The sequence below is a fragment of the Faecalibacterium sp. AF10-46 genome (assembly GCF_003604105.1).
In the GTDB taxonomy this organism is placed as follows: domain Bacteria; phylum Bacillota; class Clostridia; order Oscillospirales; family Ruminococcaceae; genus Faecalibacterium; species Faecalibacterium taiwanense.
On sequence record NZ_QVGY01000006.1, the window covers coordinates 37,863 to 51,112 of the forward strand.

Annotated in this window: 15 protein-coding genes, 1 tRNA gene and 1 riboswitch; of the genes, 5 read left to right on the forward strand and 11 right to left on the reverse strand. The window is 49.0% G+C overall.

Annotation, left to right across the window (positions count from 1 at the left end; genetic code table 11):
- Window positions 1-530: 530 nt before the first annotated feature.
- The 9 genes from DWV57_RS07955 to DWV57_RS07990 all read right to left on the reverse strand — a co-directional run bounded on the left by DWV57_RS07955 (window position 531) and on the right by DWV57_RS07990 (window position 7,299).
- A complete protein-coding gene (locus DWV57_RS07955) occupies window positions 531-2,063 on the reverse strand; it encodes a recombinase family protein (RefSeq protein ID WP_120020463.1) in 1,533 nt (510 codons plus the stop codon).
- Window positions 2,064-2,076: 13 nt separating this feature from the next.
- Entirely contained in the window at window positions 2,077-2,397 is a 321-nt protein-coding gene (locus DWV57_RS07960) for a type II toxin-antitoxin system RelE/ParE family toxin (protein WP_120020464.1), read from the reverse strand.
- On the reverse strand, window positions 2,394-2,699 hold the full coding sequence (locus DWV57_RS07965; RefSeq protein WP_035393314.1) for a type II toxin-antitoxin system RelB/DinJ family antitoxin: 306 nt from the start codon (window positions 2,697-2,699) through the stop codon (window positions 2,394-2,396). The genes DWV57_RS07960 and DWV57_RS07965 overlap by 4 nt, the downstream gene beginning before the upstream one ends.
- Before the next feature lie 324 nt (window positions 2,700-3,023).
- Window positions 3,024-3,464, reverse strand: coding sequence for a hypothetical protein (locus DWV57_RS14340; RefSeq protein WP_005929376.1), 441 nt, complete (start codon window positions 3,462-3,464; stop codon window positions 3,024-3,026).
- 439 nt (window positions 3,465-3,903) lie between these two features.
- Window positions 3,904-4,314: a hypothetical protein gene (locus DWV57_RS07970; protein WP_015564578.1), complete on the reverse strand. Its 411-nt coding sequence runs from the start codon at window positions 4,312-4,314 to the stop codon at window positions 3,904-3,906.
- 188 nt (window positions 4,315-4,502) lie between these two features.
- Window positions 4,503-4,892 carry a hypothetical protein gene (locus DWV57_RS07975; RefSeq protein WP_118526360.1) on the reverse strand — a complete coding sequence of 130 codons (390 nt, stop codon included), beginning with the start codon at window positions 4,890-4,892 and terminating at the stop codon, window positions 4,503-4,505.
- A gap of 281 nt (window positions 4,893-5,173) precedes the next feature.
- Window positions 5,174-5,638 carry a DUF3592 domain-containing protein gene (locus tag DWV57_RS07980; RefSeq protein ID WP_120020465.1) on the reverse strand — a complete coding sequence of 155 codons (465 nt, stop codon included), beginning with the start codon at window positions 5,636-5,638 and terminating at the stop codon, window positions 5,174-5,176.
- A 181-nt stretch (window positions 5,639-5,819) separates the two neighbouring features.
- Entirely contained in the window at window positions 5,820-6,485 is a 666-nt protein-coding gene (locus tag DWV57_RS07985) for a sigma-70 family RNA polymerase sigma factor (RefSeq protein ID WP_120020466.1), read from the reverse strand.
- A complete protein-coding gene (locus DWV57_RS07990; protein ID WP_120020467.1) occupies window positions 6,469-7,299 on the reverse strand; it encodes a helix-turn-helix transcriptional regulator in 831 nt (276 codons plus the stop codon). Before DWV57_RS07990 ends, DWV57_RS07985 begins: the two co-directional genes overlap by 17 nt.
- A gap of 248 nt (window positions 7,300-7,547) precedes the next feature.
- Here DWV57_RS07990 and DWV57_RS07995 point away from each other — a divergent pair, with 248 nt between their 5' ends.
- The 4 genes from DWV57_RS07995 (at window position 7,548) to DWV57_RS08010 (ending at window position 11,472) form a co-directional block, all read left to right on the forward strand.
- Window positions 7,548-8,156, forward strand: a complete 609-nt coding sequence (locus DWV57_RS07995) for a CHC2 zinc finger domain-containing protein (protein ID WP_120020468.1) — start codon at window positions 7,548-7,550, stop codon at window positions 8,154-8,156.
- A gap of 73 nt (window positions 8,157-8,229) precedes the next feature.
- Window positions 8,230-9,546 carry a phage/plasmid primase, P4 family gene (locus tag DWV57_RS08000; RefSeq protein WP_120020469.1) on the forward strand — a complete coding sequence of 439 codons (1,317 nt, stop codon included), beginning with the start codon at window positions 8,230-8,232 and terminating at the stop codon, window positions 9,544-9,546.
- A gap of 466 nt (window positions 9,547-10,012) precedes the next feature.
- Window positions 10,013-11,278 carry a plasmid recombination protein gene (locus DWV57_RS08005; RefSeq protein WP_120020470.1) on the forward strand — a complete coding sequence of 422 codons (1,266 nt, stop codon included), beginning with the start codon at window positions 10,013-10,015 and terminating at the stop codon, window positions 11,276-11,278.
- Between the two features lie 17 nt (window positions 11,279-11,295).
- A complete protein-coding gene (locus tag DWV57_RS08010; protein WP_236131602.1) occupies window positions 11,296-11,472 on the forward strand; it encodes a hypothetical protein in 177 nt (58 codons plus the stop codon).
- A 97-nt stretch (window positions 11,473-11,569) separates the two neighbouring features.
- Here DWV57_RS08010 and DWV57_RS08015 read toward each other — a convergent pair whose 3' ends face one another.
- Together DWV57_RS08015 and DWV57_RS08020 are read right to left on the reverse strand one after the other, a co-directional pair.
- Window positions 11,570-11,821, reverse strand: a complete 252-nt coding sequence (locus DWV57_RS08015) for a DUF6061 family protein (RefSeq protein ID WP_120020471.1) — start codon at window positions 11,819-11,821, stop codon at window positions 11,570-11,572.
- Window positions 11,822-11,973: 152 nt separating this feature from the next.
- Window positions 11,974-12,058 (reverse strand) — tRNA-Tyr (locus DWV57_RS08020).
- A 410-nt stretch (window positions 12,059-12,468) separates the two neighbouring features.
- On the opposite strand from DWV57_RS08020, the gene DWV57_RS08025 reads away from it, so the two are divergent.
- Window positions 12,469-12,789 (forward strand): Hpt domain-containing protein, encoded by a 321-nt coding sequence (locus DWV57_RS08025; RefSeq protein WP_347562384.1) that lies wholly within the window; start codon window positions 12,469-12,471, stop codon window positions 12,787-12,789.
- A gap of 105 nt (window positions 12,790-12,894) precedes the next feature.
- Window positions 12,895-13,108: riboswitch (cobalamin riboswitch) on the forward strand.
- Window positions 13,109-13,250: the final 142 nt, after the last annotated feature.

Below are 13,250 nucleotides of genomic sequence, written 5' to 3' on the forward strand. Positions count from 1 at the left end.
ACCCCCGGAAGAAACACCAGAGTACAAAGGCCGCTTCGCATGATTCAAAAAGACGGGATTATGAGAGTCTATATAGCAATTCTGCTTTTACTGCTCTTTATTGACCGTTTCACAAGTCTGCACACTGACTGCGCAATTTCATGGTTGTAAAGGAACCAACTTATAAAATTTGAGCTGCTACGCTCAATCAATAATGGCGGCCGTGCCGCCGGTCGGCAGTGGACCCGGCTGTCCGTATGGCCTTAGCCCCGCTGGGCGGTCCATGGTAAATTGCTTTGAAAAGACTCTGCCATGCTTTGTCTCTCAAAATCAAATGTGATTTTATCATGCACAGAAAGCGTTGTCAATGATTTTTTGAAAAATTAAAAAAATCATTGCACAGAGTACCAACCTGAATACCGTTGCAAAATATTATGATGCACGGTACACTATGGTTACTACAGTTCTTATTGTTCTGCTGATCCTTGCACTGCTGGAGATCGTCCTGCTGAACGGTGCCGCAGCTGTTCGAATCCACCCGCCCGATAAGTTTAGCCTTGTCGCAAAACAAAAACCTCAGCGTACTTGCATACGTTGAGGTTTTTTGGTGGAGCGAAGCAACCTAAATCCGAACCATTGCCCTCTGGGGCATCTTTCGCGGCGATCTCATCGAAAGTGATGGTTTTTGTGCCGTCTTTGTAGTTGAATGTAATCAAAACTTTTTCATCATAGAGATAAACAGCATTCACGAATGTATTGATAAGCGTTTCCCGGTGGCTTTTCACGTTCGGGTCGAGCTTGCGGAACCGGGTCAGCCAGAACCGAACCTGATTTTCACTCAACCGAGGCCGAGCGATTTTTTCTTCGGCAATCCGAACTTCAAGTTCTTTCTGTTGGGCTTCCAGCTTTTCCAAACGCGATTTGGTGGAGTTGGTCAGCACACCTGCTTGAATGGCGTTCAGCATATTTTCAATGCCATTCTCTACCTCGCGCATCTGCTTTTCCAGCAAAGGAAGCGTGGTGTTTTCCTGATCCTGCAACTCCATCACTTCCGCAACGATGGCATCAATCACGGCATCGTCCTGAATCAGCTTCATGGTTTCAGCTACGACCAGATCTTCCAGCCACTCTTTACGGACGGTCTTTTTCTTGCAGGTCTTGAAACGCTTCGCGGTGGCGCACTTATAATAATGATGAACGACCTTGTTTCTACCCGTACCGCACTCGCCGAACATCATCGCGCCGCACATTCCACAGAACAGCTTGGTGGTGAGCAGATAATCATCCTCGGCCTTGTGGCGGGCAGGAGCGCGGCTGTTCTTTTTGATTTTCAGCTGCACTTCTTCAAACAAGTCCTTGTCCACGATGGCCGGGATGCTGTCCGGCATTACGATGTCCTTGAAGTGGTTTTCTCCGATGTACCGTTTGTTCGTCAGCAGCTTCTGAACACTGTTGTAGGTGAACTTCTGGTTGCGATTGGTGGTCACGCCACTGTCATTCAGCCAGTTCATCAGTTCCTTCATAGTCGCACCATCGTTGTACCGCTGGAAGGCTTCTACCACAAAGGGAGCTTTCAGCGGGTCGACTTGAAAGAACTTCTCTTCGTCCACCTTGAAGCCAATGGGAATCGTGCCGCCGTTGTACTTGCCTTTCAGCACATTCTCAGTCATGCCGCGCACAACTTTTTCAGAAAGTTCTGCGGAATAGTATTCAGCCATGCCGGTGAGCATACTCTTGACCATGATACCCGCAGGGCTGTCAGAGATAGGCTCCGTGGCAGATACCAGCTTGACATGATTTCGTTCCAACTGGTACTCATAGTGGGCCGAATCATAGCGGTTTCGGGCAAAACGGTCAAGCTTCCAGACCAGCACAATGTCAAACAACCGTTTCTCGCTGTCCTTGATCATCTGCTGGAAGTCCGGGCGGTTGTCGGTTTTGGCGGAAAGGGCGCGGTCAATGTAGTGCTTGACCACGGTGATGCCGTTTTTTTCGGCGTAGGCCGTACATTCACGAATCTGCCCTTCGATGGATTCCTCACGCTGGTTATCGCTGGAATAGCGGGCGTAAATCACGGCGGTCATGCAAACACCCCTTTCACTTCATTCTCCGCAGGCGGCGCACAAGATCGGATGCACTATACAGCACACGCGCCACCGACACGGCATCTTCGCCCACGATGTAGAACACCGAGTAGTTGTCCACCAGCATCTGCCGCAGCCCTTGGGTGCGCTCCGGCTCGCTTTCCACCAGCGCACAGCGTTCCGGCAGGATGTTCAGCGATTGGATGGCTTCTGCAATACGATTATACTGTCCCATAGCCGTGTCAGGCTCCAGCAGACGGTCAGCAATATAGCTGTAAATCTGCCCCATATCGCTGAGGGCTGCACGAGAAATTTTCACGTCATACTGCTTCATCGGTGCTGTTCCCTGAACTGTGCGAATGCGCTTGCAGCATCCACGGTATCACCGTTCTGAATCTCCTTAATGCCTACCTGCAAGGCTGCATGAAGCTGATCATCGGTCATGGTGTCAGCATTCAGAGCCGCAGGAGCTTTCGGCAAAGACAGCGAGAAGGGGATGCCGCCCGTCAGAGTGATCTGGCGCAGGTACATATCAATAGCTGTTGCCATCGGGATGCCGAGCTGCTTCAGCACATCCTCGGCCTGCTGCTTGACGGTAGGGTTCACACGGAGATTGAGCGTCATTGTTTTTTCCATGGTTATCACCTCAGTCTCATTGTAACGTATTTTGCGTTGCAAGTCAATCAAGCACGAAACCTCAATTGAAAATTCTCTGTATTGTACAATATACTTATTGCCGAATTGTCGATGTTCGATATCAAAATCGCTTACTCCTCTTGCGATAGTAAGTTCCCACTGGAGTTTAGCACAATCAGAAACTATATATCCACCACCGGCTTGACGGCATTGGTTTGAGTGACCGAACATCAAAATCAAGTCATGGAGGCTCGCATATTGAGCAATCCATTTTCTTTCCACTGCATCATAGGGATAACCGGAATTCCCCAGCATCTCTTTTATTCAGGATTTTTCTACTGAAATCCGGATTCCAAATCCTCCCTCTGAGTATGCAATGCTTATCCATGTTTCATCTTTTCTTAGCAAAACGCCTGTCGAAACGCTTTCTGAAGCCGATGCCTCTTCAGCGTATCCTAAGGTTTTCAATTGGTCAATATATTTTTGTATTTCTTCTTCAGAGATATTATTATAAAAGATTGCATAATACCCAGCATTAGAACCATCCAATATATATTCTATCGTTCCACTTTCCGGCTCACAAATAAGCCTAGTGTATTCATTATCCGGCCAAACTGAAGTATAAATACATTTTACATCAGACGGATTGGTTCCTCCATGTGTAGCAAATTTTCCCTGACCTGAAAAACGAATGCAAAGAAAGACCAATATCAAAACTATAAAGGCAACCGCCATACTGCTAAAAAATTCCAATTTCTTATTCATTTGGTTTGCTCCATAATTCAAACGTACAAAGCCACGATTCTTTTCTTTCGACTCTAAAGAATCGTGGCTTTTATACCCATTATCTAATGCTTTTATTACGGAATCGTGATGTCGTAGGAAATGGAGAACTGGCCACCGTTTGCCAAAGCATTCAATTTGTTTTCAAGGAAATTATCTGCATTGGAATCACCTCCATCACGGTTTTCATTTTAGATGTTGATAATAGCAAAGCACAAATAGAAAAAAACCCACAATATTGTAGCAAGACGGAGAAAAAATGTCACCAAAACGGTGTAAGCGCAAAGCAGGGATTGGTTCTTGATCTCTGTTGTGAGAGTTCACAAACGTCCGGGGTGCTGTTGCCGGAAGGATGCTTTCTTCAATTTTCTTCCAGAATTCTCTGCAAATAGCGGGCTGTTTATGCTTCTTGAGAATCCATCTAGTGAATACCGACACCCTCCATGATCTTTTCTATCCAATTTGTGGAAGAATCATTTTTCTCACTAAATGACCCCAAATAATGTGACGAACTCTCAACCTCTATTATTACACCATCCGGCATTCTGTATTTTTCTAAACTGAGATTCAAACCTTTAAGTGGGATTGTTCTAGCCAGTTGAGGGATAGAAACTGTATGGAGAATATCAATTTTTGATAAACCTCTATACGTTTCTGTCTTTTCGGCCTCACTTAGCAACCGTTCTGCATACTGATTTGAAATAACCTGTATGCGAAATTGTTCTTTTTCATCCTCGGTCATCTCAAGTGGAACGCCGTGCAATGTGTCCACAATATAGGACGAAATTTTAGCGAAGTGCTCGTCAAAATCAGTGGTATCTTCGTTGGTCATATTTCTGTTCTACCCTCATTATAAGCTTTCCGGTCTGCTTAAAGTTACAGCTTTCAGCGTAAAGCTTCCGTAGTTTTTAATGATAAACGATAGTTATCGAACTTTTCCACAGCTTTTGCAAAATCGTCGAGAAAAAGTTCTGTATCTTTTTCATTCGTACCACTTTACCCCATTATTAGAATTGAAAATTAGTAGCCCTTTGATATAAATAAGTAAACGATGAATCCACCCCACAAAACAACTTCAGCAATTATCAAACACTTCAAGTGTTGCTGCAATTTTTCGGGGTCAATTTCGCCTTTTTTCAGAAAATCATAAATTGAATTTCGCAATTTATCTATGTCTTCCTGCTTGATTTCCAGTTTCAAATAAAAATTTTTCCCGAAAAGGAGCTGGTGCATCCCATAATATATTGAAAGCAATATTAAAAATGAAGTAATACTTACAAGCGCTGGCTGGGTCCAGCTTATTGTCATACCTTCTACCGATGTAAGATTTCTATAAAAAATAATATCACTTAAACCAGCTACAAACAACAGAAAATTCCAAACCAAAAATGTATATAAAGTTTTCTTCATTGTCTATACCTTCTTTCACTACTGCCCACATTGCTGGAAATATCAAACGCCTACTTTATTTTTATGCCCTCATTTTTTACAAATCATCAAACCTTCCCGCCTTGCTTTTTTGTTTAGATAACGAAATTTAAGCCTGATTTATTTCGTTTGTCCACAAAATTTTTCAAAATCGTATAGATGCACATAAACTTCCTGAAAATTTGTAGCACAATCGCAATCTTCTTTTAAATAAACACGCTATAAGGATAAACTTTTTGTTTTACCTCGATTGAAAGCCATCTTTAGCTTTCTGGTTTGAGAACTGTACTTCGGGCCGGATTCTTTGGGTCTACTAGAATTTTTATTGGTGCCCCTTTCGGAATACATGGATTGAACGAAAACCACTGCGACTTTCCATTATAGGTTTCACCTTTAACTTTATACTGATAATGTACCACATATGGATAGATTACATCTTCATCGGCAAGGTGGTAGGTACTCATATGAAATTTTATATGTACTCGTTTTGTTGCTGTAACCTTTCCGATGATTCTTGTTCCATTTTTCAAAAGTTCTGCCTTTTTATAGTCGGAAATAATCGCCAATCCGATAATTATACCTGCTACAATCCATGCTAATATCGCAGCCACCCAAATACCAGACTTACACGCTCCAACCGATATAATTGCCGCCACGAACATTCCGACATATGCCAGTGTATGAATAAGATCTTTTGAAAAAAACATTTTATCTCGTGTAATTTTCATAAAACGGCATCCTCCTCAAATCCTACAGTCGGTAATCAGCAGCTTCGTGAAATCAACGTTCCTTAGATACTTAGATTTAATCCTATTTTGTTTCATCCGTCCACAATTTTTTTCAAAATCGTATGGTTGCACATAAATTTCCAGAAAGCTTGTAGCACAATCACGATTTTTTTCTTTTTATTCAAAGAAACCACCACGGCAGTTCCAGCCACAGATTATCCATGGCCTGTTCCTCCGTCTTTTTGGCGCGGCCTTTTGTCAGGTGAAAGTATATCGCCGTGCCAATCAGCGGATGTTCCTTGCCATCGGTAAAGCCATAACGGTACAGTAGGTAGGTCTGCTCGCGCTGGGTCAGCCGTTTCAGGCCATCGTACAGTTCCCGGCGCGATTCCTGCTCTTCCATAACGCTCTGCGGCTGCATGGCGTAGGGGTCGGCTATGGCTTCAATGCGCCGCAGCTGCTCTTCTCCCGGCAGAACATCGTCCAGCGAAACGCGCTGGTAGCAAATACCGTCCTTGTCCTCCGTCACCATCCGCTGCTCAAAAGCGGCAAAGGCATCCCGCACCATGTCCATCATGGCGTTATGAATGGCAGGAGCCGCATAGGTCAGGAACTTCATGCCGCGCGCTGCATCGAACTTCGGCACAGCTTTCCATAAGCCCAGATTGCCCGCCTGTTTCAAATCGTCCGTGTCAAGGTTCAAGCCAGCCTGTGCCAGATTCATGCTGCGAAAAAGGTCATTTGCCACCTTGCCAATAAAGGACTTGTTGTTGTCAATCAGGCTGTCCAGCGCAGTTGCATCGCCTTTCTGCGCCAGCACACAAAGCCGTTCATTCGTCTGCTTCATGGGCGTTTTCCTGCTCTGCGGCAGACTGCAAGATTCCCAGCAGACCGCTCCGCAGCTGTTCCAGTGCTTCCGGCGTAGCTCCTTCCATGCCCGAAACGCTGTCCAGCATGGCATCCGCCAACTGCTCTGCCGTGATCGTTGGGTGCTGCACATCCTGCCCTTTGGTCAATTCGGTGAACATTTTCTCCGCCACTTTCTTGCTCATGGCTTCCTGTTCGGCGTAATGGCTCCCGATGCCCTTTTTGATTTCCTTGACCGCCGCCATGAAGTACATTTCAATGTTATCAAGGTCGCCTTGGTACACCGGCTTTCTTCGGAGACTGATGTCCTTTGCGGCATTGGTTGCTTCTGGGGTTCTGACTTTGGTGCGCAGCAAGGTGCTCAATGTCGTGAGCATGGCATTCTGTGCTGCGATGCCGGATGCAAAAGTATCATCAAAATATTGCGCTATGCGGTAAGTAAGCTCTGCAAAGCGGGTGTTTTCCAGCAGCAGATTGACCACCTCTGCATTGACACGCCCTGTGTAGAGGTTCTTTGCAGCTTCTACGGACAAGCCCAGCTCGGCAATGTCGTAGTTCTTGCGGTCAGGGATGTTGGTTTCTCCCAGCAGGAAATCCGTGGACACGTTGAACAGCCTTGCGATCTTCAGCACCTGCTCATGGGTCAGAGTTCCTTTCGCACCACTGATAAAACGGCTGATAGTGCTTTTAGAGCAGCCGATTTCCTTGGCAAGCTCCGGTTGGCTGATGTTGTGCTCTTTCATCAAGTCCGCAAGACGGATGTTGGATGGTGCAGGCAGATATTCCTGTGCCATGTGGTCGGCCCTCCTTTTTGAGCTTTTTCCTCATTATAATACGCTCTGCCGTTTTGTTCAATATACGGTTTCCTCTCCGCCCTTGCTGTTGCAATCCTGCAACCGGTAAGGGCTTTTTTCTTTTTCCGTTGCAGTTCTGCCGCTTTTTCGCCTTTCCTGCAAAATTTTCCGTATATTCAGGCACAAGGCAAAAAACACCAGAGTTCCCACGCTGGGTACTCTGGTACAACGCACGAAACAAAGGAGGAATGCCCTTGAGCCTGTATCAAACTGTCAAGTCCGCTATCACCGTTCGGCAGGTGGGAGAGATGTACGGCATGGAGCCAGACCGCCATGGCATGGTGTGCTGTCCGTTCCATTCTGACAGCGACCCCAGCATGAAGCTGAACGACACCTATTATTACTGCTTTGGCTGCGGAGCCAACGGAGATGCCATTGACCTCACCGCCAAGCTGTTCGACCTGAACCCCCGGCAAGCCGCCGAGAAGCTCGCACGCGACTTCGGGCTTGACCCGGATAAGCCGCCCGCCAATGCCATCGCCCTGCCGCCGCCCAAGCGTGACCTGACGGACGAGCAGTGGGCAGACATCGCCTACTGCCTGCGGGTGCTGACCGATTATCTTGACCTGCTGCACGACTGGCAGGAGCGCTACAAGCCCGCCACCCCGGAGGAGCCGCATGACCCACGGTTTGAAGAAGCCCTCCACACGACCGAGACCATCGAGCACCTGACGGACTGCGTTGCATTTGGAACACCCCAGCAGAAGGCTGATGCCGCCGCACGGCTGCTGTCCGGGTCGTTCCTGCTGATGCTGGAGGAGCGCACTGACCGCCTTGCTCTGGCAAAGTGCGCCTGACGATTTATTCACCTGAAGTGGTGGGTCTCACGGTGAGACCCACCACTTCACTTTTCTAAAGGAGATCCACCCTATGAAGAAAAACATTTCCCGCAACCCCTTATGGCCGGACTGGTACAACGGCAAAAAGATCGATGAAGTCCAGTTTGGCCGTGCCTTTCTGGAACAGTGGCCGCTGAAATGCGTCAACGGAACGCTGTACACGCTAGACGGCCCGGTAGAGGATGAGAGCGAGATCAAGCAGCGCATCTTGGAGAACATCGAGGAATATGTCACCTCCGGCCTGTCCAAAAAGGTCACCAACATTCTGGAGACCATCAAGCTGCTGGCCTTTTCCGACCCGTTCCCCATCGAGCAGGACTGCATCCACCTCCAGAACGGCGTGTACCATCTGCCGGACGGCTCTTTTCAGGAGAGTCGGCTGTTCTGCCAGAACCGTCTGCCTGTGAACTACGACCCGAAAGCTGCCACCCCTGACCGCTGGCTGACCTTCCTGCATGAGCTGCTGGACGATGCTGACATCCCCACCTTGCAGGAGTATCTGGGCTACTGCCTCATCCCCAGCACCAAGGGACAGAAGATGATGCTCATTGTCGGCAAGGGCGGCGAGGGCAAATCCAGAATCGGGCTGGTGCTCAAACAGCTCATGGGAGATGCCGCCAGCAACGGCAGTGTCCAGAAAGTCGAGAACAACCGCTTTGCCCGTGCCGATCTGGAGCGCCGCCTGCTGATGATCGACGATGACATGGACATGAACGCCCTGCCCAAGACCAACTATATCAAGACCATCGTGACCGCCGAAGCCAAGCTGGACTTGGAGCGCAAGGGTGTCCAGAGCTACCAGCGGGACATCTACGCCCGGTTCCTCTGTTTCGGCAACGGCGCGTTGACCTCGCTGTACGACCATTCGGATGGCTTCTTCCGCCGCCAGCTCATCCTGACCACCAAGGACAAGCCCACCGACCGCATGGATGACCCTTTCCTTGTCGAAAAGATGTGTGCCGAGTTGGAGGGCATCCTGCTCTGGTGTCTGGAAGGGCTGCACCGGCTGGTGCAGAACGATTTCCGCTTCCCGGTCAGCGAACGAGCCGCCGCCAACGTGGACACCATCAAGCGCAGCAGCAACAATGTCATCGACTTCATGGAGTCCGAGGGCTATTTCCGCTTCAAGGCGGACTACTCCATCAGTTCCAAGGAGTTCTACGACATTTACAAGCAGTGGTGCGAGGACAACGCCTGCCACAGCGTGTCTGCCATCCGTTTCAGCGCAGAGCTGCGCCAAAATGACCGCCGCTACAACCTTGAAGCCACCAACAACATCTATCTGCCCGGTGGCCGCAGGGTGCGGGGCTTTGTAGGCATCGAACCGCTTGTCCACCCCTGCCCGTAAAAAGTGCATTTTTTCACGGAAGAAGTTCGTACAACCTGTACGGTCTGTACTTGTACGCACCCGTACGGCAATCAGAAGCAAATTGAAACGCATCATCGTGTATATTTTGTGCCGCCGTACGCCGTACAGACCGTACGGGTTATTTGAAGTCCGTACGCAATTTTTTCAGATGCGTACGGAGCAATCAAGTTCGCATTGTGCGAACTTGTCGGGGCGAGGTCCCTCCATCTTACTGGCGCAAGACCGTTCGGTCACTTAAAAGCCCCACTGGGGCTTTCATTGCTTCGCAAACGTGAACTTGATTAACTCTCCCGCAGGAGACGTTCCCCCTCGGAGAGTCCTCGAAGAGCCCACTACACTTTGCAGCCCATAGGGATGAAAGTGTTATAGTGGGTTATTACACTTCCGAAGAAGTGCATCTCCGTCCCCGTCACCTTCCTCAGAACCCCGAAAGGAGGGATGCCCTTTGGCAAGAAACGATGGCGTTGACCGCACCAGTGTCCGAAATCTCGCCGTTTCGGACAAGGCCGTTGGCAATACCCAGCAGCACAACGAGCGCGAAAAGGACAGCTATCGGAACCCCGACATTATCCCCCAGCGCACTGCATGGAACGTCCACTTTAAAAAGCCTACCGCCAGCTACACTGACCTATTTGCCCAACTGGAAACCGCTGGTACGATTTCCACGCGCGGCCTGAAGCCGGATGCCACCCATTATTGCGAGCTTGTCTTTGATGTCAACTCGGCCTATTTTGATAATCACGGTGGCTACGAGTTCGCCAAGCAATTCTATGAGGATGCCTACAAAGCAGCCGTTCAGATCGTGGGTGGTGAGCAGTATATCCTCTCGGCAGTCATGCACGCAGATGAGATCAACCGCGCCATGACCGAAGCACTAGGCAGGGAGGTCTACCACTACCACCTCCATGTGGTCTATGTACCTGTGGTGGAAAAGCAGATCCTGTGGTCGAAACGCTGCAAGGATAAGGCACTGGTCGGCACAGTCAAGGAGACCGTCATGCAGGTCAGCCGGAGCAAGAAGTGGACATCCAAGCCCTTGCTGGACGATGCCGGAAAGCCCGTCCTGCAAAAGAACGGCAAGCCTGTTTTGAAGAAGTCGTACAGCATCCTGCAAGACGATTTCTTCAACTATATGCGCTCTGCCGGGTATACCGATGTGGAGCGCGGTGAGCGTGGCAGCACTGAAGAACACCTGACCGTCACCCAGTTCAAAGTCCAACGGGAGCAGGAGCGGCTGGACAGCCTGACCGCCCAAGCCGACCAGCAGGCACAATCGCTTGCTAAAACCAGTCAGACCCTCTCCCAAAAGGAGAAAGAACTTGCCTCCATTCAGAAAAAGACCACGCTCACGAAAGAAGCCCTCATTCATGCGCGTGATCTGGATTATATCGGCAAGCGCACCTTTCTCGGTAACTACTCGCTGACCGAAGAGGAATTTTCTAAGTTGAAAAAGCAGGCCGACCATGGCTATATGATGGACGTGGAGAACCTCCGCCTGAAAGAAGAACTTTCCACTGCCAAAAAGGAAGCCATTCATTGGAGCAACAAGTACCACGACCTGTGGTACGATGTAAAGCCCTATTTGGATGCTCTCCACCGTGCGCCCGAACTGGTGCGCGGCTTTCTGGAAAAGATTCTTGCCCCCAAGCAGGAGCGCACCATGAATGTGCCGCAGCGAAACCGCAAGCGTGGGCAGGATATGGAACTTTGATTTTCGGAGGATACCATTTGAACAAAAAGAAGAAGTCGAACAAATCCGGCTACCCGGATGAAGCAATCAAGGCGCTGGCACGTTGCTTTTATCCCTCTATGGTTGAGTTTTTCAACAGCGAGGAAGGCCAGCGTGAATATGAGGAATGGCTGAAAGAGCAAGAAGCTCTACAAGCCTTGCCTGTTGCAGCATAAAAACAGCAGGACGCTCCCAGTAAAGGGAACGCCCTGCCTTACATAGATGTATCTCGCCGAGGTGTGTCCAGTTGGGCACACCTCTTATTTTTTGCCCTCAATCTTCTAACCCATGGCTCCCGGCCACATTCTTCAAATATTCCTCCGGGTCACCGTTCAGAATCAAATCCGCATAGCCAAGCGGGTCATTGTAGATGAGGTAGTCCAGTTCTGACCTCTGCTCCATGGTAACATCCAGAGCATCCTCGACCCCGGTGCAGTCAATGGAGATTTTTCTCCCATCCCGGAGCAGCAGTTCTACGCACCCGGTGTCCATGTTGAATTTGCAGGCTCTTTCATCGTACTTCATAATCGCATCCTCCAATTCTCGTTATCGGCTTACGGTCTATGACAAGGTATCGGAGTTTTGCGCCGTCCACAGGAACCTTCGTTGTTGTACCCGAAGAAAACGAAAAATCCGAACCCTTCTCCAATCGGAAATAGGTTCGGATTTTTCTTGTTTGGTGGGCGCGGGTGGATTCGAACCACCGAAGCTGAAAGCAGCAGATTTACAGTCTGTCCCCATTGGCCACTCGGGAACACGCCCATATTCACTTTTTGTGTCCTTCGCCGGACGACTTGCTTATTTTATCATGAAGGAAGGCTTTTGTCAACTGTTTTTTACGTTTTTCTTCAAATGCATTTTCCGTGCAGAGAAACGGCTGAGCAAAGGCGGGAAAAGCCCTGCAGCCACGCAGGCACGGCAAAGTCGGAGAAAAAAGCCAGCCGGAAGAAATTGATAGGAAAATTGCAAGAAAAACTCGGGACAATATGTGAAAAGTGCAAGACTTTTTTATCTCTGCATTGAAAAACACAGTAAGGCGTGATATATTAAAAACGTAACAAAGTGCAACAAAATGGATGGTGCTTTTGTCACTCTGTGGCAAATCAGGCGGGATAAGTAGAAAAGGAAAGGCATAGCGACAAACCATGACGATTCAGGAATGTTATAGACAGATGGGCGCAAATTATGAGGACGTGCTCAAGCGGCTTTACAACGAAGGCATGATCTGCAGATTTGCGCTGATGTTTTTGAACGACGACAGCTATCCGAAACTGGAGCAGGCATTGAAGGAAGGAAATGTGAAGGAAGCATTCCGTGCGGCACACACGCTCAAGGGCGTGTGCCAGAACCTGGGCTTTACCAACCTGTATCAGCCCACCTACGATTTGACCGAGGTGCTGCGCACAGGCACACTGGAAGGTACCAAGGAGCTGTTTGACAGCGTGACCTGCCAGTACAAAATCACCATCAATGCGATCCGTGCGCTCCAGTAAGCTCCGCATTTGGCTCGATCTCCAAACGGCATCCTTCCTTATAAAAAGGCAGGATGCCGTTTTTTATTGCATTCTGCGCAGTTTTATGATATAATGCCGGACGAACTGAACAGAAAAACAGCAGGTGCCTTTTGCCGATGCACTGCACGGCGGAAAGGGTAAAAGGGAAGCGGGTGCAGATCCCGCACGATCTCGTCACTGTGATAAGGGAGTCCGCATCAGGGTGCTTTGCACCAGCCACTGGAGCTTTTGCTCTGGGAAGGAGATGACGGGCGGCGATCTTTCAGTCAGGAAACCTGCCTGCTGTTGGTACGGGGGTGCAAACCCCAGATCACGAGGAATTGGTTGTACCAAAAAGCCCTGAAACAACAGAGGTCTTTTTGTCATGCCATCCGCAGGACAGAAGGGCCTCTTTTTTCATCTCTCTTTCCTGTACCCTTTGTTTGGTTCAAACCGCAATT

Coding starts and splice junctions, on each gene's coding strand:
- DWV57_RS07955 (WP_120020463.1), bottom strand. CDS start 2,063: ATGACCGCCGTGATTTACGCCCGCTATTCCAGCGATAACCAGCGTGAG.
- DWV57_RS07960 (WP_120020464.1), bottom strand. CDS start 2,397: ATGAAGCAGTATGACGTGAAAATTTCTCGTGCAGCCCTCAGCGATATG.
- DWV57_RS07965 (WP_035393314.1), bottom strand. CDS start 2,699: ATGGAAAAAACAATGACGCTCAATCTCCGTGTGAACCCTACCGTCAAG.
- DWV57_RS14340 (WP_005929376.1), bottom strand. CDS start 3,464: ATGAATAAGAAATTGGAATTTTTTAGCAGTATGGCGGTTGCCTTTATA.
- DWV57_RS07970 (WP_015564578.1), bottom strand. CDS start 4,314: ATGACCAACGAAGATACCACTGATTTTGACGAGCACTTCGCTAAAATT.
- DWV57_RS07975 (WP_118526360.1), bottom strand. CDS start 4,892: ATGAAGAAAACTTTATATACATTTTTGGTTTGGAATTTTCTGTTGTTT.
- DWV57_RS07980 (WP_120020465.1), bottom strand. CDS start 5,638: ATGAAAATTACACGAGATAAAATGTTTTTTTCAAAAGATCTTATTCAT.
- DWV57_RS07985 (WP_120020466.1), bottom strand. CDS start 6,485: ATGAAGCAGACGAATGAACGGCTTTGTGTGCTGGCGCAGAAAGGCGAT.
- DWV57_RS07990 (WP_120020467.1), bottom strand. CDS start 7,299: ATGGCACAGGAATATCTGCCTGCACCATCCAACATCCGTCTTGCGGAC.
- DWV57_RS07995 (WP_120020468.1), top strand. CDS start 7,548: ATGCCCTTGAGCCTGTATCAAACTGTCAAGTCCGCTATCACCGTTCGG.
- DWV57_RS08000 (WP_120020469.1), top strand. CDS start 8,230: ATGAAGAAAAACATTTCCCGCAACCCCTTATGGCCGGACTGGTACAAC.
- DWV57_RS08015 (WP_120020471.1), bottom strand. CDS start 11,821: ATGAAGTACGATGAAAGAGCCTGCAAATTCAACATGGACACCGGGTGC.
- DWV57_RS08025 (WP_347562384.1), top strand. CDS start 12,469: ATGGGCGCAAATTATGAGGACGTGCTCAAGCGGCTTTACAACGAAGGC.